General features: G+C 45.0%; 16 protein-coding genes and 1 riboswitch. Of the genes, 9 read left to right on the forward strand and 7 right to left on the reverse strand.

Annotated elements, in window-relative coordinates:
• Positions 1–109: 109 nt before the first annotated feature.
• Positions 110–213: riboswitch (purine riboswitch) on the reverse strand.
• 351 nt (positions 214–564) lie between these two features.
• The 5 genes from rhaB to NSQ58_RS04040 all read left to right on the forward strand — a co-directional run bounded on the left by rhaB (position 565) and on the right by NSQ58_RS04040 (position 7,711).
• On the forward strand, positions 565–2,046 hold the full coding sequence (gene rhaB / locus NSQ58_RS04020) for a rhamnulokinase (RefSeq protein WP_023990990.1): 1,482 nt from the start codon (positions 565–567) through the stop codon (positions 2,044–2,046).
• Between the two features lie 12 nt (positions 2,047–2,058).
• Complete coding sequence (gene rhaA / locus NSQ58_RS04025; protein ID WP_053326424.1) at positions 2,059–3,315, forward strand: L-rhamnose isomerase; 1,257 nt, start codon at positions 2,059–2,061, stop codon at positions 3,313–3,315.
• Between the two features lie 52 nt (positions 3,316–3,367).
• Entirely contained in the window at positions 3,368–4,213 is an 846-nt protein-coding gene (rhaD, locus tag NSQ58_RS04030; RefSeq protein ID WP_023990992.1) for a rhamnulose-1-phosphate aldolase, read from the forward strand.
• Between the two features lie 198 nt (positions 4,214–4,411).
• Positions 4,412–5,302, forward strand: coding sequence for an AraC family transcriptional regulator (locus NSQ58_RS04035; protein ID WP_076264579.1), 891 nt, complete (start codon positions 4,412–4,414; stop codon positions 5,300–5,302).
• A 138-nt stretch (positions 5,303–5,440) separates the two neighbouring features.
• Entirely contained in the window at positions 5,441–7,711 is a 2,271-nt protein-coding gene (locus tag NSQ58_RS04040; RefSeq protein WP_341057742.1) for a GDYXXLXY domain-containing protein, read from the forward strand.
• Positions 7,712–7,859: 148 nt separating this feature from the next.
• Here NSQ58_RS04040 and mmuM read toward each other — a convergent pair whose 3' ends face one another.
• Entirely contained in the window at positions 7,860–8,807 is a 948-nt protein-coding gene (mmuM, locus tag NSQ58_RS04045; protein WP_028540887.1) for a homocysteine S-methyltransferase, read from the reverse strand.
• Between the two features lie 334 nt (positions 8,808–9,141).
• Between mmuM and NSQ58_RS04050 the strand changes: the two genes are divergently transcribed.
• Together NSQ58_RS04050 and NSQ58_RS04055 are read left to right on the forward strand one after the other, a co-directional pair.
• On the forward strand, positions 9,142–10,197 hold the full coding sequence (locus NSQ58_RS04050; RefSeq protein WP_023990996.1) for an AEC family transporter: 1,056 nt from the start codon (positions 9,142–9,144) through the stop codon (positions 10,195–10,197).
• Between the two features lie 17 nt (positions 10,198–10,214).
• Positions 10,215–11,234, forward strand: coding sequence for a 2-hydroxyacid dehydrogenase (locus NSQ58_RS04055; RefSeq protein WP_341056936.1), 1,020 nt, complete (start codon positions 10,215–10,217; stop codon positions 11,232–11,234).
• A 50-nt stretch (positions 11,235–11,284) separates the two neighbouring features.
• Here the strand turns inward: NSQ58_RS04055 and NSQ58_RS04060 are convergent, their stop codons facing one another.
• From NSQ58_RS04060 to rlmN, 5 genes are all read right to left on the reverse strand, one after another.
• Positions 11,285–12,022: a response regulator gene (locus NSQ58_RS04060; RefSeq protein ID WP_076156674.1), complete on the reverse strand. Its 738-nt coding sequence runs from the start codon at positions 12,020–12,022 to the stop codon at positions 11,285–11,287.
• Entirely contained in the window at positions 12,019–13,605 is a 1,587-nt protein-coding gene (locus NSQ58_RS04065; protein WP_341056938.1) for an ATP-binding protein, read from the reverse strand. Before NSQ58_RS04065 ends, NSQ58_RS04060 begins: the two co-directional genes overlap by 4 nt.
• Positions 13,606–13,984: 379 nt before the next feature.
• A complete protein-coding gene (locus tag NSQ58_RS04070; protein ID WP_023991001.1) occupies positions 13,985–14,917 on the reverse strand; it encodes a dihydroorotate dehydrogenase in 933 nt (310 codons plus the stop codon).
• Positions 14,898–15,599: a dihydroorotate dehydrogenase electron transfer subunit gene (locus tag NSQ58_RS04075; RefSeq protein ID WP_023991002.1), complete on the reverse strand. Its 702-nt coding sequence runs from the start codon at positions 15,597–15,599 to the stop codon at positions 14,898–14,900. The genes NSQ58_RS04070 and NSQ58_RS04075 overlap by 20 nt, the downstream gene beginning before the upstream one ends.
• A 139-nt stretch (positions 15,600–15,738) precedes the next feature.
• Positions 15,739–16,836 carry a 23S rRNA (adenine(2503)-C(2))-methyltransferase RlmN gene (gene rlmN, locus NSQ58_RS04080; protein WP_023991003.1) on the reverse strand — a complete coding sequence of 366 codons (1,098 nt, stop codon included), beginning with the start codon at positions 16,834–16,836 and terminating at the stop codon, positions 15,739–15,741.
• Between the two features lie 316 nt (positions 16,837–17,152).
• Between rlmN and NSQ58_RS04085 the strand changes: the two genes are divergently transcribed.
• Positions 17,153–18,022, forward strand: coding sequence for an AraC family transcriptional regulator (locus NSQ58_RS04085; protein WP_316244424.1), 870 nt, complete (start codon positions 17,153–17,155; stop codon positions 18,020–18,022).
• 89 nt (positions 18,023–18,111) lie between these two features.
• Here NSQ58_RS04085 and NSQ58_RS04090 read toward each other — a convergent pair whose 3' ends face one another.
• Positions 18,112–19,017, reverse strand: a complete 906-nt coding sequence (locus NSQ58_RS04090) for a LysR family transcriptional regulator (protein ID WP_316244425.1) — start codon at positions 19,015–19,017, stop codon at positions 18,112–18,114.
• Positions 19,018–19,174: 157 nt separating this feature from the next.
• On the opposite strand from NSQ58_RS04090, the gene NSQ58_RS04095 reads away from it, so the two are divergent.
• Positions 19,175–19,915 carry an SDR family NAD(P)-dependent oxidoreductase gene (locus tag NSQ58_RS04095; protein WP_068939178.1) on the forward strand — a complete coding sequence of 247 codons (741 nt, stop codon included), beginning with the start codon at positions 19,175–19,177 and terminating at the stop codon, positions 19,913–19,915.
• Positions 19,916–19,978: the final 63 nt, after the last annotated feature.

A 19,978-nucleotide genomic window follows, 5' to 3' on the forward strand; every position in this document is an offset into this window, starting at 1 on the left:
AAACCAAAAAAAGGACAGGCTCCCTTGAGTTGTTTCTCAAGTGAAGCCTGTCCTTGGGGTTGTAATCCCTGACGGATTGGCGCACAAATAAATGCCCGCATTCATCCAAAGCCGATGCGCTATCACTCATAGTCGGACGATTACAGTGGTCATCCGGTAGAAACTTCTGGGCCATATCCCCAATATTATACGAGTCATATGAAATTGATATCTTGTATACTACACCCTCTGGCGGGCGGTTTCAAGACTATTTTTCATACAGACAGCGGCATTTGGAGAACCTTCCACAATTGGAATATCGTAAATCAAGCCGACCTTTGTTCAAGGTATATATATTGTAAGGACTTTGCATAATCCTGATTGTAGAAAACAGATAAAAAACAAAAATACATGCAAAACAACATTTAATTTTAATTATAATTTTAGAAAACAAAAATAAAACCACAAATTATACTTCCGTTTATGTTGACTACAAAGAAAAACGGAAGTAGTATGGAGTTAGTTAAGAAAGCAAAAGGCAGACTTTCAGGCTGCCAGTATTTTATCCATGCAAGGAGATTGGGTATGAATAATTATCTTGCTGTTGATATTGGAGCTTCAAGCGGAAGGCTCGTAAGTGCAACTCTGCAAGGTGACCAGCTACACTTGCAAGAGCTTCACCGTTTCAACAACTCCTTTACCGAAAAAAACGGACACGATTACTGGAATATCGACGAACTATTGAATGAGATTATTCAGGGCTTGCAAAAAGCTAAACAGACGGGGATTCACTCCTGTACGCTCGGCATTGATACATGGGCTGTAGATTACGTGCTGCTTGATCAGAAAGGAAACCGCATTCATGAGGTATACGCTTACCGGGATGCACGTACCCTCCATGCGCCCGACAGGCTGCACCAAATCATCAGTCGAGAGGCTGTGTATGAGAAAACAGGCATTCAGGAACTAAACTTTAATACCCTGTATCAACTGTTTGTCCATGATCGGGAACAGCTTGCCCAGGCGGATAAAATATTGATGGTCCCCGATTATCTGTACTATCGCCTGACAGGCATCATGATCAATGAAATGACGAATGCGTCCACGATGCAGCTTCTCAACGTGAACACACGAGAGTTTGATGAAGACCTGCTGTCCCTGCTCCAACTGCGACGCAATCAGTTTTCAGAGCTTGCCGAGCCTGGACGGGTTCTGGGTTCTCTTTTGCCGGAGCTTGTTCAAAAATACGATCTTCCGGACTGTCAGATCATTCTTGCGCCTACTCACGATACTGCATCGGCTGTTGCAGGTGTTCCGTCACAGCGGGAAGAATCTTGGGCCTATATTAGCAGCGGAACGTGGTCACTACTGGGAATGGAACGTTCCAAAGCCTTGAATACCAAGGCAGCCATGCAGGCGAACTACACGAATGAGTGGGGTGCTTACGGTACGTACCGTTTTCTGAAAAATATTATGGGATTGTGGATGATTCAGGAGGTTAGGAGAGAGGGCGGTTCCGCACATAGCTTTGCTGAATTGGCCGAACTGGCTTCAGCAGAGACACCGTTTGTCAGTCTCGTCCTCTGTAACCAGTCATCCTTCTTAAACCCGGATAGTATGACCCTTGAAATCCAGCGATTCTGTGAAGAAACAGGCCAGCCCATCCCCAAGACGCCGGGTTCACTCGCCCGCTGTATTTTCGACAGTCTGGCCTTAAGCTACCGCGATGCCTTACACGAACTGCAACGTTTAACAGACGAAACGATTACCAGATTGTACATTGTCGGCGGAGGCGCTAACAACGAGTTACTATGTCAGCTAACAGCCGATCTCTTGGGAATTGAGGTTCAGGCAGGTCCTTCCGAATCTACGGCCATCGGCAATATTGTCGTGCAATTAATCAGCTCTGGTGCTCTTGAAGATCTCCAAGCTGCTGGCCGAACCATCGCCCGCTCCTTTCCGACTCGGCTATATGAGCCGAAATCGGTGGAAGGCTTGCAAGAACTCCTGGATCGCTGGGAGCGCCTCAAGATACAAGCAACATCCTCTATTCAGATATCTCAATAAAGGAGTAAAGCCATGAATGAAGCTATTGAAGCCAGTTATAACGAAGCGAAAAAGCTGTATGCCCGCCACGGTATTCAAGTTGACGACATTTTACGGAAGCTTTCACAAATCAAAATATCACTGCACTGCTGGCAGGGAGATGATGTTCAGGGATTTCTGTTCAAAGACAAACAGCTTAGCGGGGGGATTGCCGTAACGGGCAGCTACCCGGGCAGAGCAGGCACGCCGCATGAGTTGCGTCAGGATTTAGAAAAAGCTCTATCGCTTATTCCGGGTAAACACAAGGTCAATCTGCACGCAATCTATGCGGACACCACAGAACAAGTGGATTTGGATCAACTGGAGCCACGCCATTTTCAGAACTGGGTAGACTGGGCCAAACAGCAAGGGCTCGGGCTTGATTTTAATCCAACTTTGTTCTCCCATCCCAAAGCGGAAGACGGCTTCACACTGAGTCACAAGGATTCGGAAATCCGCGATTTCTGGATCACACACTGCAAAAAATCACGCAGGATTGCAGAGCATTTTGGCAAAGAACTCGGTCAGCCCTGTGTCACAAACCACTGGATGCCGGATGGCTATAAAGATACTCCGGTTGATCGGTTGGCTCCAAGAGAACGTCTGCGTGATGCGCTGGACGAAATTTTCAGCGAGGAAATCAGTGAGGAATACAACATCGATGCGGTTGAAAGCAAGCTGTTCGGCATCGGCTCAGAAAGCTATGTCGTGGGCTCACATGAATTCTATATGGGTTACGCCCTGACACGCGGTAAATCCATCTGTCTCGACGCTGGTCACTTCCATCCAACCGAAGTCATTTCGAACAAACTGTCCTCTGTGCTGATGTTCACCGATCAATTATTGCTCCATGTCAGCAGACCGGTTCGTTGGGACAGTGATCATGTCGTGACGATGGACGACGAATTGCTGGACATTGCCCGTGAGCTGGTTCGCGGTGAATTGCTTTCCCGAACCCATATCGGTCTTGATTTCTTTGATGGAAGTATCAATCATGTAGCAGCATGGGTCATCGGAACACGCAACACGATCAAAGCGCTACTTCGCGCTATGCTCGAACCGATTGAAGCATTAAAGCAGGCGGAAGAGGAACGGGATTTCACCACTCGTCTTGCTCTAGTCGAAGAGTTTAAATCGTATCCGTTTGGTGCCATATGGGATTACTATTGCGCTCAAAACGGCGTTCCTGTTCGTGAGGAATGGCTGGCCGAAGTAAAAAACTATGAACAACAGGTACTGCTGAAACGGTAACTACTGCACTGATAATGCTTATATTCATATCATACAAAGGGAGAGATTATCCATGACTACTGTGCTGGAGAATCAAAAAGAACGCAAATCGGGACTGGATATCCCATTTGTTCGCGAGATGGCGGAAATTACACAAAACATGTGGAAATTCGGCTGGGATGAACGCAATGGAGGTAATGTAAGCTATATTCTGGATGAAGCTGAGGTTGCAAAATATATAGATATTCATCAGGTCATTCGGACGATTAAACCTGCTTTCCCGGTGAATGAACTGGCTGGTAAATATTTTATCGTCACCGGATCAGGAAAATATTTTAAAAACGTAATTGCAGATCCAGAAGCTAACTTAGGAGTCCTTCGTGTCTCCCAGGATGGTGAGCAATTGGAAGTCTTGTGGGGCCTCAAACATGGCGCAGTGCCTACCAGTGAGTTACCTTCCCATTTTATGGGCCACATTGAGCGCTTGAAGGTCGATCCTAACCATCGTGTTGTGATTCATAATCATGCCACCCATGTTATTGCCATGACCTTCATTCATAGTCTGGACGAAAACCAATTCACCAAAACGCTGTGGGAAATGTGTACCGAATGTATTGTCGTCTTTCCAGACGGTATTGGTGTAATCCCTTGGATGGTACCAGGTTCCAGCGAAATCGGCCGCGAAACGGCTAAAAAAATGAAGGATCATCACGCTGTATTATGGCCTCATCATGGCATTTTCGGAACGGGCAGCTCCATTGATGAAGCGTTTGGCCTGATTGAAACGATTGAAAAAGCGGCGCAAATTTATATGCTCATTGCTCACCATGATATTCAGCAACGAATTACGGATCAGGAATTGGCCGATCTGGCGAAAGCCTTTAACGTTACTCCAAAAGAAGGAATACTGAACGTATAAATGTAGGTTAATCTCCATCTCAAACTACAGAACTTAAAAGGCTCCACGGCTCCTCTCAAACCGGCCATGGAGCCTTTGGCATACCTAGTTTTAATTATATAACCCTTAATTCCAATGAATTAACTTGTAATTATGCTTTCCTTTATATACAATAAAATCAAAATTCCCTTATCTCCACCAAAGGAGAGGTGACAAGTTATGAAAAGAGCAAAAAATGAAGATCACTTCGACATCGTGGAAGACCATTATTTCACAGCTACCGAACTGGAAAAATCCAGCGCCATTTGGCCAGTCAGACTTGGTATGGATATTTCGAAAACAAGCTGCCATGTCGGTCCCAAGGCTGTTCCTTATTTTTATTTGATTTTTGTACTTGAAGGTCAGGCTGAGTTTATTTATAAGCAGCAGAATTACCGTGTCCAAAAGTCTGATTTATTCTGTTTTTTTCCGCATCTTGCCCATGAATATTACACCGATCAGGAGCACCCGTTGCAAAAGGTATGGATTGCCTTTGAGGGACCCAAGTCCCTCGCATTGCTGGAGCGGATCGGAATTAATCCCTCTACGCCATTTATGGCTAACGCAGTGAGCGAGGAAATCCTTGAGCTTATCTCCAACCTGTTTTCCATCGTAAACGACAACAGACAGGGTAGCGATCTGGCCCGCTTGATTACACTGCACCAGATCTTCGAGGAATTGTCCCGCAACACATCTGACGTGCTGCGCAACTTTGTATGCTCTGATTATTGGCTCCAGCAGGGGAAAGATTACATTGAAATGCATTATTGTGACCGTGTTACGATTGAGCAAATTGCCGAGCATGTAGGTGTGGATCGTGCGCATTTTTCACGTAAGTTCCATTCCACCTTCCTCATCTCTCCCGCCAAGTATTTGCAAAACCTCAAGATTAACGAAGCCAAAAGATTACTGGAGCAGACAACTTACAATTTGTCGATCATAGCCCAGTCCATCGGCTATACCGATATGTCCACCTTTTCCAAGGCATTTAAGAAAACAGCAGGGATTCCACCGCGTGAGTATCGCTTCCGACATCAGTCCCGGCAAGAGATTCGTACCGTCAACGCTTAGTCGGAATCCAGTAACGTTAAAGAGAGCCACCGTATACGGTGGCTCTCTTTTTATGACCTGATCCTAATTTCCACTTGGTTCTGAGCCCTTTCAACGCTATAATAGGCTTCAAACCAACAGGAAAGGTACGTGAAATCCATGCTGCGATTCAATGCGATACGTACGGGCTATCTGCTGGGCATCTCACTGATACTGGCCGCAATTATTTATTTTTTCGCCTCCAATTGGGGCGGACTGGATCGGACATCCAAGATTGTACTTGCTGCTGCGCTTATTGTTCTGTTCTATGGCTTGTCTTTTGTATTTGCACGGATACGTGCTGTTCCCGGCCAACAAGCTTTTCTGTCTAATATGTTTTTGGTGGCTGGCTGTATAGCCTTTGGCGTTTCCGTGGCATTGCTCGGTCAAATTTACAATTCCCATGCGGACAGCTACGGATTGTTTTTCATTTGGTCGGTGCCGGCTCTGCTACTTAGCTGGATTACTCGCTACAATCCCTTTTATATGCTGTCTTATGTACTGATTCAACTTGGTTTGTGGCTTTATTTTTACCCTACTATGCAAAGCGCGCCTTATAGCGAGCTGCAATCGTTGTCCATTGCCGGAATGTTCGCAATAGTCAATCTGCTGCTATTTTTATTGACGTTCCTTCATCGTATACATTCTGCTCCACTACAATATATGAGCTTTACAGTTTTCCATATAGCCATGTTGGCGATGACCAACTCTTTTGCATTTGATGGGTATGGCCTGATCATGAATATACCGCATATTGCTATGATTGCTTTAGGATTTTATATATTTATCAAGGTGCGGCTGAATAAAACGCTACTGACCTTAAATGCATTGGCAATCTCGGCGTTTGCTGTCTTTAAATTTATAGAGCTGGCAGAGGCGTACTCCTCATCTTTGTTTTTTGTTTTTGGTTTGATTTTTGTGGCGCTGCTGCTGACGGGTAACGTGTGGTTTTTCCGTTATTTGAATCGTTTGGGAAAAACACCGCCGGAAGCAGGGATAACGGACATTAGTACATCAAAGACTGAGACGACCGTTCCCGAGGAACATGGCAGTGAATGGATCAGCAAAACCGTATCCCGTGTAATCAAAATGGTTGGAGTGCTGATCGGTAGTATATCTCTCATCGGATTGATTATGATTAGCACGAATGTAAACCACACCGAATATGTACTGTTGGTTGTGTCGTTGCTGCTTATGATTTTGATGATTGTCATACCGGAATCCAAGCTGGATTCGGTAATACGTTATACACTGCTGACCATCAGCTATATAACAGGCTTGGCGGCCATTCTATGGTCAGATCAGTCGTTGCTTTCGGTATTATTTCTGATCGTTTCCATCGCTGGATGGTTTCGCTCCAAGGGGAAAAGGCAGTTGTTTTTTGCCTACACCTTTGTAAACCTGAATCTGGCGACCATTTTATTTCAGCAGTATCAGGAGTGGGATGGTTGGAACTGGACCTATAAGTTCATCATTTTCTCTCTTTTCATCGTCAATGCCGTGTTATATGGGGTAAGTTACTTTAAATTCAAGACGGAGTTAAAAGAACATCTGCGGAATAGTTCATTATTTTTCAGCTTGTTGTTCCTGTTTTGGGCGACGTTTTTCGAGGATGTCATTCCACACTCTTATATGTTCATTAACATTTTTTATTTTGTTATCGTTACCGGGATGATCTTTGCCTTTGCCCGTCTGAAACAAAAATCGGAGACCCTCATGAGCGTTGTATTCTGGTTTATTTTTATCGGCTTCAAATACTATGATTTATTGTGGACGCTACTGTATAAGTCTTTTACGTTGGCGCTTCTGGGGGTCATTGCACTCGGCTTGACCTGGTGGGCGGATCGGCGAATGGCCCATAGCGGCAAAGCAGCACTTGATGCCGACCACCGCAGCTTTAGCTTCATGCGCTTAAGCCCGTTACTCATCGCTATTGTCATCGTGCTACAGCTGGGGATCATCGGCTATCAGACGGCGAGAAGTGAAACCCTGCTCGCCACAGGGGCTTCCATTAAGCTCGAACTGGCTCCTATAGACCCGCGCTCCCTGCTGCAAGGCGATTATGTGGCACTGAATTACGACATATCTACCCCGCCTTCCAAGCCCCCTCTTCAGGAGGAGGAATGGAGCCGAGGCAAGGTCAAAGTCGTTCTCACACCAGATAGCCAAGGAGTATACGTCGCGGATCGCCTATATCAAGATGGTGAAAAACTTACCAGTCATGAGGTCGTTCTAAATGGACAATGGTATGGTTCTCGTATTCTGTACGGTATTGAGAATTATTTCATCCCTGAGGGAACCGGACGTACTGTAGAACAGAACGCACATTTTGCCCATATTCGGGTGAGCCGCAATGGGGACGCGCTGCTGGAACGTTTGGCAGAAAGCTGACCGGATCGGCGCAGGTAGTTAACAAAGCAGGCTGAACCAAGCTGCTCCATTGCTGGAGCACAACTTGGTTCAGCCTGCTTGTTCTTTTTCGGGCCATCGAGTTACCTCTTATAGATAACTTTTATCCCTACGCTACGCTTATCCTCGTTTATACATCTCTCGTCCATGATGCTATTTCCTCAATATCCAGCGGCTGAGTCCGGCAACAGCCGCCAATCAGACGAGCTCCCGCTTCATACCATTGGCGGGCACTTTGTCCAAATGTCTCTGTACAAGTGCTGCCGTGCCATGTCTTGCTGACCGGGTCATATTCCTCCCCCAGATTGGGATATACCACCACAGGCTTATCCGTGTGACTGCGTATTTCGTGAATAAGCGATGGAACGAAATTCGGCAAAGTGCAATTGATTCCTACAGCGGCCACTTGCTCATGCCCATTCAGCCACTCAGCACATGCAGCGGCAGACTCACCATTGCTGATATGCTGCCCATCCTTTGCGCTAAAGCTGATCCAGGCATACGTGCCTGGGAATTCCTTCAGCAATCGGGCGATGGCCTTGGCTTCAACCAGACAGGGTATCGTTTCACAAGCTAAAATATCTGCACCCGCCTCAATCAGAGCTTTCATACGCGGCCTGTGGAACTCCACTAGCTGTTCCTCGCTCAGCTTGTAATCGCCGCGATACTCTGACCCATCTGCCAAAAACGCCCCGTAAGGGCCAACAGAGGCCGCGACTAGAGGCTTGGGACGATGCCGCTGACTAGCAGTAGCCGTCACGTCAGCCCAAAACTCATCGCGTGCCTGCACAGCAATCCGCACCGATGATTGAATCAGTTCCAGCGCCTCATTTTCACTTAGGCCCCGTTTAACATAGCCTTCAACGGTAGCCTGATAGCTCGCAGTAATCGCACAGTCTGCCCCAGCCTCAAAATAATCTCTATGTACACGCTTGATCGACTCCGGATGCTCATGGAGGATTTTAGCTGACCATAAGCTATCGTTCAGATCATGTCCATGACGCTCCAGTTCAGTCGCCATGGCGCCGTCCAGCACGATCAGCTGAAATTCGTCCAGTATATATTGTATCGGGTTCATGTGACCCCTCCTGCTCGTCTTTTCTATTTAACCCACTAATCAAGTAGGGTTTAATGATTTACATTATAGCACGGATGTTGATGAGCACTCACAAAGCCAATAAATAATCATTCCGTGAAGACGTGCCCTCTCGTTTCATTTACCATCTGATGTAACGTATAAATTTTTTAAATTAGTTTCATAAGTTAAATTAATTAGATATTGTTCTTTTTTTCACAAAGTCATTTTACTATAAAAGTGCAAACCAACACTTTGGCCAAAAGATCAGGGAATTGCATCGTCACATTCTGCATCGTCATTTATGTGAAAAAAGGTACAAGAGAGGGTTTTATCTATGTCTTTACTAGAAATGATTACAGCGACCTTAACAGATAACAAAATTCTCAGTTCTATCGCTTCCACCGTTTTTATTATCCTTCTTGGTTTCTTTTGCCGGAAGAAGGGGATTTTTAACGCAGCAGTAGGAAAGATGTTATCCAAGGTTGTTCTAACCGTGGCTCTACCAGCACTAGCCTTTAATTCTTTCATGCAGGATATTAATCCTACAATGTTAAAACAAGGAATGAATGTTTTAATATGGGGAATTCTAATTTATATTATTCTCATCTTTATTTCTAAACCGTTCTTCCTGAGCTACAACAAGGATAAACAGGATGTTTTGCGGGTGTTAACCATTTTCGGTTCTACTACTTTCTTCGGAATTCCAATTGTCGGAGCCATTTACGGTCCTACCGGAGTGATGTACAGTTCCATTTTTAACATAGGGTACCGCATTTTCTTATACTCCTATGGCTATATCAAAATGAGCGGCTTGAAAATGGAGCTTAAAAATCTCAAAACCATGTTTTTGAATCCCATCGTTATCGCCACGTTTCTAGGCTTGTTTGTTTGGTTGTTTCAAGGTTATTTGCCACAAATGAGTGTAGCTACAGAGGATGGGGCCATTCAGCAGTTCGCCTTTCTAAGAATTGATCAAACCGCTGTCTGGCTGTTCAAGCCCATGACCTACCTAGCTGGACTAGCTTCTCCATTAGCCTGGTTATCGATTGGCTCGACATTGGGGGAGATCAGCTTCAAGTCGGCAGCTACTGATAAGACCTCTTGGTATTACAGCATAGTTAAGGTTTGGCTTGTTCCTATTGTTAACATCGTCTTGCTGGCTTTGTTGACTGTATCCCATATTCTGTCAGTCGATTCTGTCGCTTTAGCTACTATTGTCATCATGATGGCTACTCCTACAGCTACCGTAGCCGCAGCCTATGCCATCAGTTTTGATAAGGAAGCCATATTAACTTCTAATGCATCGCTTCTATCTACTATCACTTCTGTCGTCATGATTCCAGTGTGGATCATTACGCTCAATGTCATTGATAAAATTGGAATTTTCTAAATCAGGGGGAAAACAACATGTTAAAAATCATTTGCTATGGTGTCCGTTCTTATGAGAAACCCTATTTCCAGGATCTCAATAAATATGACTTCCAACTAACGCTAGTAGAAGAGTTGTTAACCACCAGCAATGCAGAATTGGCACAGCATCACGATGCCGTTTTGCTAAGAGGAAACTGTGCTGCCAATCGGGAAAATATCACAAAATTCAATGAATACGGCATTCAATATGTTTTCACCAGAACAGTCGGAATCAACCACATTGATTTGGATGCCTGCAGCGAATTCGGAATGAAGGTGGCACGCGTGCCATCCTACTCTCCGAATGCCATCGCCGAGCTCTCCCTAACTTTAGCAATGATGCTGTTCCGACACACCGCTTATATGACTACCAAAAGCTCGTTCAAAAATTTTATTGTGGATGAGCATACATTCAGCAAAGAGATCCATAACTGTAAAGTTGGGATTATCGGGGTTGGTCGCATTGGTCTGACGGAGGCCAAATTGTTTAAAGGATTGGGAGCCTCTGTTATTGGTTATGATGTGTACCAATCAGATGCGGCCAAGGAAGTCATTCCATTCACAACCTTGGATGAAGTACTGGCAGAGAGTGATGTCGTTAGTGTGCACGTTCCTTATCTGCCGGGACAGAACGACAAAATGATTAACGCCAGCTTTTTAGCAAAAATGAAAAAGGGATCTATTCTCATCAATACATCACGTGGAGAATTACAAGATAACCAAGCCATTTTGGACGCTTTGCTCAGTAACCATCTGGAGGGCTTCGCTACGGATGTCTTCCCTAAAGAAGATGAATTATTCTTTAGAGCATTTGAACCATGGCAAATGCTCCCGGACCCAACGATCCAGAAGCTTGTGGAGCTGTATCCAAGAGTTTTGGTAACGCCTCATGCTGGCTCGAATACCGTTACGGCGTTATCCAACATGATTGAAACTAGCTACGACAACTTCCATGATATCGTTACAACTCATTCTTCGGATAACCTAGTCCCACTTCCTGTTCTCTCTATGAAATAATTAGGAAGCTCGGTACTCTTGTTGAACAAAAAAGAACCGCTATTTCCAGATTACATCGGAAATGGCGGTTCTTTTATATCAGGATTCAACTGATAGAGCATTAGCGGCCTGCCAACCTTGTGGTATTCTATCGATTCAACTAGAAAGCCATCGTCCACCAGGAACTGAATATATTTTTTTACCGTGATACGGGACAAGTCCACTTCTCTGGCTAATGTTTCAACCGAGAATGGTCCGTCCAGCTCTTGAATATTCTTCAGTATCGTGGTCATGGTTAGTTTGGACAAATTTTTAGATAGGTTTTTCGGTAGATTATGCGATGGATGTTCAACAGGTTTTTTCTTTTCCACACCCGCATGCTCTTCTTTATTAAAATAATGGTCAATAACAGCTTGATTAATTCCGTTCCCTTCCTCCATCACCGTGGCTAGGCGCTGGATTTTCTCAACAGCCAGTCTAAAGCGTTCGAATGTAAAGGGTTTAATTAAATAGTCTGCAACACCATAAAAAACAGCTTCCTTCACCGTCTGAATATCTTTTGCAGCCGTAATTAAAATAACCGAAGCATGATATTGATGCTCCTGCATATGTGATAATAAAGTTAATCCGCTTTTTCCAGGTAAATAAACGTCCAGTAATACCAGATCCGGTTTCCACTTTTGAAGACAGTCCTGTGCTTTTTTGACGGTATCTGCCTTACATACAACGTCCAAATTGTCCATGCGCTCGATAAACTGTTGATTGAGCTCAGCAACCATCGGATCATCCTCAACAATTAGAACTTTCATTCATTTGTCACCTCCAATGTACAGGGCAACTCTACATATATACTTGTTCCCAGACCCGGTTGGCTATCAAGCTCAATGATTCCTTGATGATTTTCCACCATGGTTTTAACCAGATTCAAGCCGTAGCCTCTGTCTTCTCCTTTGGTTGAAAAGCCATGCTCGAATATCCTTTTTTGCATCTCAAAATCAATCCCCATACCATTATCTTTCACTTTCAAAATGAATACATTTCCCTCACACTCATAATTCAATTTCAGCTCAATTTTGCCGGGTTCTTTTTTTTGTAAGATGGAATCTATGGCGTTGTCAAAAAAATTACCCAGGATGTGTATGACATCATGAACGATATCCTGCATCTCCACATTAGAGACATCCGAGCTTTCTGCAAGAAGAACCGAAATATTCTGTTCGCGTGCTTCGTTGATTTTACCCATAATAAAACCTGCTAATGCCGGAACTTTAATTCTCTCAGTCAAAAAGCCTACCTCATCTTGATACCGGTGATTTAGCTGCTGAATATATTGACTGACCTCCGCATATTTCCTCATTTCAATCAGCCCGGATATTACGTGCATTTTGTTCATAAATTCATGGGTCTGTCCGCGAAGGGAGTTAATATAATATTTTGTACCACTTAACTGGTTGCTGAGATGGATCATCTCGGATTGGTCGCGCAGCGTTGCAACTGCCCCAAAAAACTCATTTTCAATATATATAGGGGTTACTGTCGCAATGACTTCTATACCATTCACATAAAATGAGCGATCCTTGATTTTCTTTTTATCATCAAACACTCTCTTGAAGAGCACGTTATAAAAGTTGGTATCTAGCTGCTCGCCAATCGGGGCTTTCATCTCTTGGTTTGCCAGTTGATACTTGGCCTGAGCTTCTTTGTTCATGAGCATAATTTTCTTGTCAGCCGAAATGGCTATAATTCCTTCAGCGACCTCATTTTCAATAATTTCTTTTTCGCGCAATCGTGTCGCTATCTCTTGCGGCTCAAGCCCAAATAAAATCGTTTTGATTTTCTGAGCCAGAATGATCGCGCCCAGAACTCCACTAAAGAGCCCAAGCATCAGCCCCCCAAAAATGGTATACTGCGCCTGCATCAAATCATGATTTAGGGTTCTCATGGTCAGCCCTACACATACAATGCCAATGACCTCATGCTGTTGATTAAATATCGGCGTAAAATATCGGTAACCTTTGCCCAAAATACCTATATTCTCAGAAAAATGTCCCTGACCGGATAGCGCTCTTCTGGCATCATTCAAATCAGAGAACGGTTTGCCAACCATCGTTGCATCCGGATGAGATAGCCGAATTAAATCGTGGTTCAAAATGACAACAAAATCCACATTAACGTTATGCATGACTCCAAGCGAGTAGTCTTGGATCTGCTTCACAGGAACTCCCTGCTCAACATTACGAATAACATCGTTGTCACTGGCAACCATCTTGGCAATACCCGAAAGTTTTTCCTTCGTATTATCAAAATGCTTGTTAATCACGAAATTACGAATGAGAAGCAAGGATATAATTAAAGAAATAATGATAACTAAAACAACCAAAATAATAATCATGAATTGTAGCGAAACCTTGAATTGTCGTCTCGGTTTCGACTTACTTTTTAATCGCAACCCCATCACCTAGCTTCTTTGTTAAGCTCCCCATTAGGAAGAAGAGCTTATCTCTGACCCTATATTCCCTTGATATTCGACATTGTTTGACAATTTCCTTCTTATTCTGCAAGCTCTGCGCGCTTCAGGAACAAGGTGCAAACGACCAGGCGTCCGAGGAAGCCATTCATCGGCTAGAAAATCAAATTTCGTTCATCTTGAACAAGTGCGATATTAACCACTAGTTGATGCTTGGCTATTTCAGTAAAATAAATAAAACCGACTTGTCTTTTAAAGACAAGCCGGTTCTATATGAATTAGTGTATGCAAAAAGGTTCCAAATTCACAAAATTCCCCGTATCTCATCCAATGACTGCACCTTTTCCCGCTGCATCCATTGTTCAAGGCCATGTACCAGCTCAGCCCCTGCATGTAAATGAACAAAATTGTACGTTCCCACCTGAATGGCAGCGGCCCCTGCCATGGTGAATTCAATAATATCCTCCACCGAGCTAATCCCGCCCATCCCGATCACCGGAATCGACACCGCCTGTGCCACCTGGTGAACCATGCGCAAGGCAATCGGTTTAATTGCCGGGCCGGAAAGACCAGCATACGTGTTGGCGAAGACACTGCGACGCCGGCGTATATCTATTTTCATTGCAGAAAATGTATTGATCAGCGAAACTCCGTCTGCGCCTTCTTCCTCGCACATAACGGCCATCTGTGTGATGTTCTCTGCGTTTGGAGACAGCTTGACGACCAACGGAAGCGCCGTCACATTGCGCACCTGACGCACAACCTCCCGTGCTACCTCCGTCTGGATACCAAATTGCATTCCACCCTGCTTCACATTGGGACATGAAATGTTCAATTCCAGCATATCAACGCCTCTGCGGTTCATCGTGCGACGCTTTTGCGCGTTTTCCGTAATCATCGCTACGGCCTGAACGTATTCCTCCAGATTGGAGCCGCCCACATTGGCAATAACAGCCGTGTTCCAGCGTGTCATGTCATCCAGCTCATCCTTCAAAAAGGCGGCAACACCCGGATTCTCCAGCCCCACACTATTGAGCATGCCCGATGCTGTCTCATGTATTCGTGATCCCGTATTACCAGCCTTCGGATGCAGGGTCAGTCCCTTGCCGACGATACCACCCAATAATTCAGGAGAATAAAATTCCGCATACTCACGTCCGAATCCAAACGTACCGGAAGCCATGATGATCGGGTTCTTGAATGGTACACCCGCAATATTACACACCATGGAGATCATCAAACTCCACCTCCTCCACCGGGAATACAGGCCCTTCTTTACATACCCTTCGATTGCCTCCACGGGTACGCATCGTACAGCCCAAACATGCGCCAATACCACAGGCCATGTGTCTTTCAGTTGAAATATATAAACGGGATGACGTATCCACCGTTTTCATGGCGAGTGCTTGCAACATCGGAGTTGGCCCGCAGGAGAACATATTTGCATAAAGCGTCGGATCAACCTGTTCGACGATGCTTCCCCCTACCTTGACCTGCACAGATGCCGCCACAGCTTCGAACGCTTCAACCCCGAAGGCTTGCTGTGCAAACCCCAAATAAACGTGCGCATGCGGGTAATACTTTGCAGCCAACAGCAACGGAGCTGTACCCATGCCACCGCCGATCAAAGCCAAACTACCCTCTACCTGCGGAAAACCGTTTCCGAAAGGTCCTTCTAAATGAATCTCCTGACCAGGCTGTAATTGGGAAAACAAATTTGTCCCCTCTCCAACAACCCGGTACAAAAAGGAAATACTCTCTTCCCCGATATCATAAATGCTGATGGGTCTGGGCAGCAGTGGGTAACCTGTCCCGCTGCGCAGCATGTAAAACTGCCCCATGTTCCCTTTAAACTTTCCCTCTATTTTCATCACATAAATGCCCGGAACGAGCGCCACATTCGAAATTACGTTAGCCATATAACCCCTCCACTAACCACTCACTATAACGTAAAAGCAGCAACTATTACGTGACTATTTTCACATTTTCGGGTAACGTTTCGCCCTGCGGCTCGTGATATAAAAAAGCGTACTCCTGTTAGAGAGTACGCTTGTGTATTTAACTAATGGCTTCGCGCTCCGCATTGCGGCTACCCTTGGCATCCTTGCGGATTTGCTTGCTGCGTAGCTGCCCGCAGGCCGCGTCAATATCGACTCCATGCTCCAGCCGAACACTACAGCTAATGCCTTGTTTTTTCAGAACATCATAGAAGCCAGTAATCGACTCCGACTCACTCCGCTGGTATTGGCTATGCTCATCCACCGGATTGTACGGAATTAGGTTTACATTGGCCAGATTACGGCGATGGCCCACCAGCTCAGCCAGTTCGAGCGCGTGCTCCTTACCGTCATTAACATCCTTCAGCAAGATGTACTCCAGCGTAATCCGACGATTTGTTTTGTCCAAATAATAATCAATCGCCTGCATGAGTTTCTCAATCGGAATCGCCCGGTTGATCTTCATAATGCGAGTACGAATCTCATTATTCGGAGCGTGGAGGGAGATCGCCAAATTGACATGTAGGTCGGAATCTGCAAATTCAATGATTTTATCAGCCAGTCCACTTGTGGAAACGGTAATATGCCGTGGCCCAATCGCTAGCCCTTTGTGATCCTTAATGACCCGAATGAAATCGGACAGGTTCACGAAGTTATCAAACGGTTCGCCAATTCCCATCACAACAACATGACTGACCTGGTCGCCCGGGCGTTCCTGATCCAGATACAGCTGGACCTTCATAATTTGCTCTACAATTTCACCGCTGGACAGGTCACGGCTCTTCTTCAACAATCCGCTCGCACAGAAGCTGCACCCAATGTTACATCCTACCTGCGTAGTCACACATACAGATAAGCCAAACTTATGCCGCATCAATACTGTCTCAATCAAATTACCATCCTGAAGCCGGAACAAGAACTTGACCGTCCCGTCTGCTGACTGTTGCTTCACGTGTTCTTCAAGTGTTTCAATGGAAAAATGCTCGGCCAACAGGCGAGTACAATCCTCATGAACCTCTGCCATCGCTGCAAAATCAGTAACCCGCTTCCGGTACAATGCGTCCCATACCTGCAATGCCCGGGATTTCTTATGTCCATGCTCGATGAGCCATGCTGTCAATTGATCTAGCGTTAATCCATAAATGGATTCTTTTTTCATGTTCGATCCTCTTTTCAAAACATTCAAATTCGTCTTCCTCTATATGAAACTAAGCACGCACCATTCGTCTCAACCATCATTGCATCATAGCATGTTTAAGTAATCTGCGCTATTTAAACGCCTCTTCCATTGTCCCAAATTTTAATTATGAACACAAGGGGGCAGGCACATGGTTTCTCCAAAATTTTAGCGTGAAATTATATCTTGAAACAAAGTACAAGCCACATTAAACTAGGCGACAGAACCTGTTCAACAAGAGCACGCAAAGACAGGATTACAGATACTCCTAATGATATGATTACAACTAAGGAAGGTGATGCGGTTGGAATGGTTGCTTCGGATCAAGAACGCACTGGATCTGATGGAAGAGAGAATGCAGCAGCCACTCGATATCGATGAAATTGCAAAGGCAGCTTACTCGTCTCCTTTCCATTTTCAGCGTATGTTTCATATGCTAACCGGCGTTACGGTTGCAGAATATGTGCGCAAACGTCGATTGACCTTGGCTGCTCAGGAATTGAGTCTTTCTTCCGCCAAGGTGTTGAATGTAGCGTTCAAATACGGATATGATTCCCCCGAATCTTTTTCTAAAGCGTTCCGAAGGGTACACGGTATTTCGCCCTCTGAGGCCAGAAGCCCTGGGGTAAACCTGAAAGCCTTTCCACGTATCACCTTCCATCTATCGTTGAAGGGAGATCAGGAAATGGATTACAAAATTATAGAGAAGGCGGCCTTTACGGTCATTGGCAAGTCCATTCAAGTCACCACTAAGAACGGCGATAATCTTCGAGAAATCCCAAAATTCTGGAATGAACTGAATGCGGATGGTACATCGGATCAGATTCATGCCTTGGGAACAGGCGACGACATCCTCGGTATTTGTTTGGATTTCAAACATGGAGAAGAGAAATTCACGTACCTGATTGCCGCAGAAGGCAGCGAGGACGTAGCCGCTTCCAGCGGATTAGAAGCCAGAACCATTCCAGCTTCAACCTGGGCAGTATTTACATCCATCGGCCCTATGCCTCACTCGATCCAAAAGGTATGGCAAAGAATTTTTCAGGAATGGTTCCCTGCCAGTAATTATGAGCATTCAGGCGGCCCGGAACTGGAAGTGTATACTATGGGCGATTCACATGCTGAAGACTACCGAAGTGAAGTTTGGATTCCGATTAAGAAAAAGTAAACAACGAACCGACTGCCTATTGCAGTCGGTTTTATACCGTACTGTATTTACATCAGAAGGTGACAGAAACACAATTCCCTGCATACTCGCTACTCTAGCTTAATGCTCCCAGGCAACTCCCCAAGCTCCTGCTTCAACACAGAGTATAGGCTTGAACCTGCCGGCTTTAGCGGATAGTCTGTTGCTTTGCAAAGAAGGCCGAAGGTCATATCGATCAGGCTGCCGCTTAATTCCCTCACCGCTGTTCCTGCTGGGACAGAACTGACCAGAATTTGTGGCACAAGTGCAATACCTAAATCGCTCTCCACATAAAATTTCAGAGCCGTCATGCTGCCAATTTCCATCGTGTTTAATATGGTTATTCCATATTCCTTCATGACCATTTCAAGTTTGCGACGATATGGACAGGTGGCCGACGTAATAAGCAACCGCTGCCCCTGTAAATCCTCCGGCCTAATGTTTTCTTTTTCCGCAAGCGGGTGATTTTCAGGCATTAAAACTACAAATTTCTCCCTAAATAAAGGTTCAAAATATAGCTCTGTGCCCAAATCCGGTGCGGAACACAGCGCTAAATCAATATCCCCCTTGAGAACACGCTCGCTTAGAGTAGGGGTATTCCCAAACTCAACAGAAACTCGAATGTTCGGATAATGGGTTAAGAATCGTTTTAAAATTTCTGGTAGTCGGTAACTGGCAGTCGGTTCGGTCACTCCTATACGAAGGTCGCCTGCGGTTCCTCTTTGCAGATTGTCCATATTTTCCTGCAATTGCTCCATATCCTTTACAATATGTAGACTTTGCTCGTAAAACATCCTGCCCGCTTCAGTTAACTTTATTTTCTTGCCCCGTTCGATCAGTTGAATTCCCATATCGGACTCCAGCTTCTGTATTTGCATCGTCACGGTAGATTGTGCATAATTCAACTCTTCCGCTGCACGAATAAAACTCCCGTAATTCACAATCATTTGAAATGTTTTGAGTGTTTTAATGTCCATTCTCAAACTCCTATATGCACAATTAATTCAATTTTATTGAATTGTAAATTCAGTTAATTCAATTATACAGAACACAATACATCTTCTACAATGATACATATCAGATCATATTATTTTTCAGACGCAAAATGAACTGGATGGGAAGGAGCGAATATATATGGATTTACATCAAAAAGTAGCACTGGTTACAGGTGGAGGTACAGGAATTGGGAGAGCCGTATGTATGGCCTTAGCAGATCGAAAAGCTACGGTAGTCGTAAACTATTCCCGCTCTAAAAACGATGCTGAGGAAACTGTACGTATGATCCTTGAAAAGGGCGGACGTGCTATCGCATTACAGGCAGATGTTTCCCGAGATCAGGAAGTTCGAACTATGGTTGATCAGATTGTCCAGCAATTTGGTACGATTGATATACTCGTGAATAACGCTAGCATTACACATCACATTCCTATGGATGATCTGGAGGCAGCCACGGAAGAGGTATGGGATGATCTATTTGATGTAAATGTAAAAGGCATGTTTTACTGCGCCAGAGCCGTAGCTCCTTTTATGAAGCGTAGTAAACAAGGAGCTATCGTCAATCTGGGAAGTATAGCAGGGCAAACAGGGCTAGGTTCCTCTCTTCCCTACGCGGTATCCAAAGCGGCCGTCCACGGGCTGACCAAATCTTTAGCACGAGCACTGGCACCGGATATTCGCGTCAATTGCATCGTGCCGGGAGCCGTAGCAACAAGATGGTGGGCAGGCAGGGAAGAACAAATGAAGCAACTGTTTCCTCATTTGCTCCTACAGCACATTTCCACGCCCGAGGATATTGCTAGCATGATCTGCTCTGCTTTGGAACAGGAAGCCATGACAGGCCAGACTATTACGGTGGACAGCGGACAAACGCTGTAAAAATACTGGGATTTCTGCGTAAAAACAAGCCGCCTTCTCAGACAGAAGGCGGCTTTTGAGCTA

This window comes from Paenibacillus sp. FSL M7-0134 (assembly GCF_038007865.1).
Lineage (GTDB): Bacteria > Bacillota > Bacilli > Paenibacillales > Paenibacillaceae > Paenibacillus > Paenibacillus polymyxa_B.

Excerpts from the sequence above, each read along its gene's own strand:
- NSQ58_RS04055 (WP_341056936.1), top strand. The coding sequence starts at position 10,215 with ATGTTAAAAATCATTTGCTATGGTGTCCGTTCTTATGAGAAACCCTAT.
- NSQ58_RS04040 (WP_341057742.1), top strand. The coding sequence starts at position 5,441 with ATGCTGCGATTCAATGCGATACGTACGGGCTATCTGCTGGGCATCTCA.
- NSQ58_RS04070 (WP_023991001.1), bottom strand. The coding sequence starts at position 14,917 with ATGATCTCCATGGTGTGTAATATTGCGGGTGTACCATTCAAGAACCCG.
- rlmN (WP_023991003.1), bottom strand. The coding sequence starts at position 16,836 with ATGAAAAAAGAATCCATTTATGGATTAACGCTAGATCAATTGACAGCA.
- NSQ58_RS04095 (WP_068939178.1), top strand. The coding sequence starts at position 19,175 with ATGGATTTACATCAAAAAGTAGCACTGGTTACAGGTGGAGGTACAGGA.
- NSQ58_RS04065 (WP_341056938.1), bottom strand. The coding sequence starts at position 13,605 with ATGATTATTATTTTGGTTGTTTTAGTTATCATTATTTCTTTAATTATA.
- NSQ58_RS04060 (WP_076156674.1), bottom strand. The coding sequence starts at position 12,022 with ATGAAAGTTCTAATTGTTGAGGATGATCCGATGGTTGCTGAGCTCAAT.
- NSQ58_RS04075 (WP_023991002.1), bottom strand. The coding sequence starts at position 15,599 with ATGGCTAACGTAATTTCGAATGTGGCGCTCGTTCCGGGCATTTATGTG.
- rhaD (WP_023990992.1), top strand. The coding sequence starts at position 3,368 with ATGACTACTGTGCTGGAGAATCAAAAAGAACGCAAATCGGGACTGGAT.
- rhaA (WP_053326424.1), top strand. The coding sequence starts at position 2,059 with ATGAATGAAGCTATTGAAGCCAGTTATAACGAAGCGAAAAAGCTGTAT.
- NSQ58_RS04050 (WP_023990996.1), top strand. The coding sequence starts at position 9,142 with ATGTCTTTACTAGAAATGATTACAGCGACCTTAACAGATAACAAAATT.
- NSQ58_RS04035 (WP_076264579.1), top strand. The coding sequence starts at position 4,412 with ATGAAAAGAGCAAAAAATGAAGATCACTTCGACATCGTGGAAGACCAT.
- NSQ58_RS04085 (WP_316244424.1), top strand. The coding sequence starts at position 17,153 with ATGCGGTTGGAATGGTTGCTTCGGATCAAGAACGCACTGGATCTGATG.
- mmuM (WP_028540887.1), bottom strand. The coding sequence starts at position 8,807 with ATGAACCCGATACAATATATACTGGACGAATTTCAGCTGATCGTGCTG.
- NSQ58_RS04090 (WP_316244425.1), bottom strand. The coding sequence starts at position 19,017 with ATGGACATTAAAACACTCAAAACATTTCAAATGATTGTGAATTACGGG.
- rhaB (WP_023990990.1), top strand. The coding sequence starts at position 565 with ATGAATAATTATCTTGCTGTTGATATTGGAGCTTCAAGCGGAAGGCTC.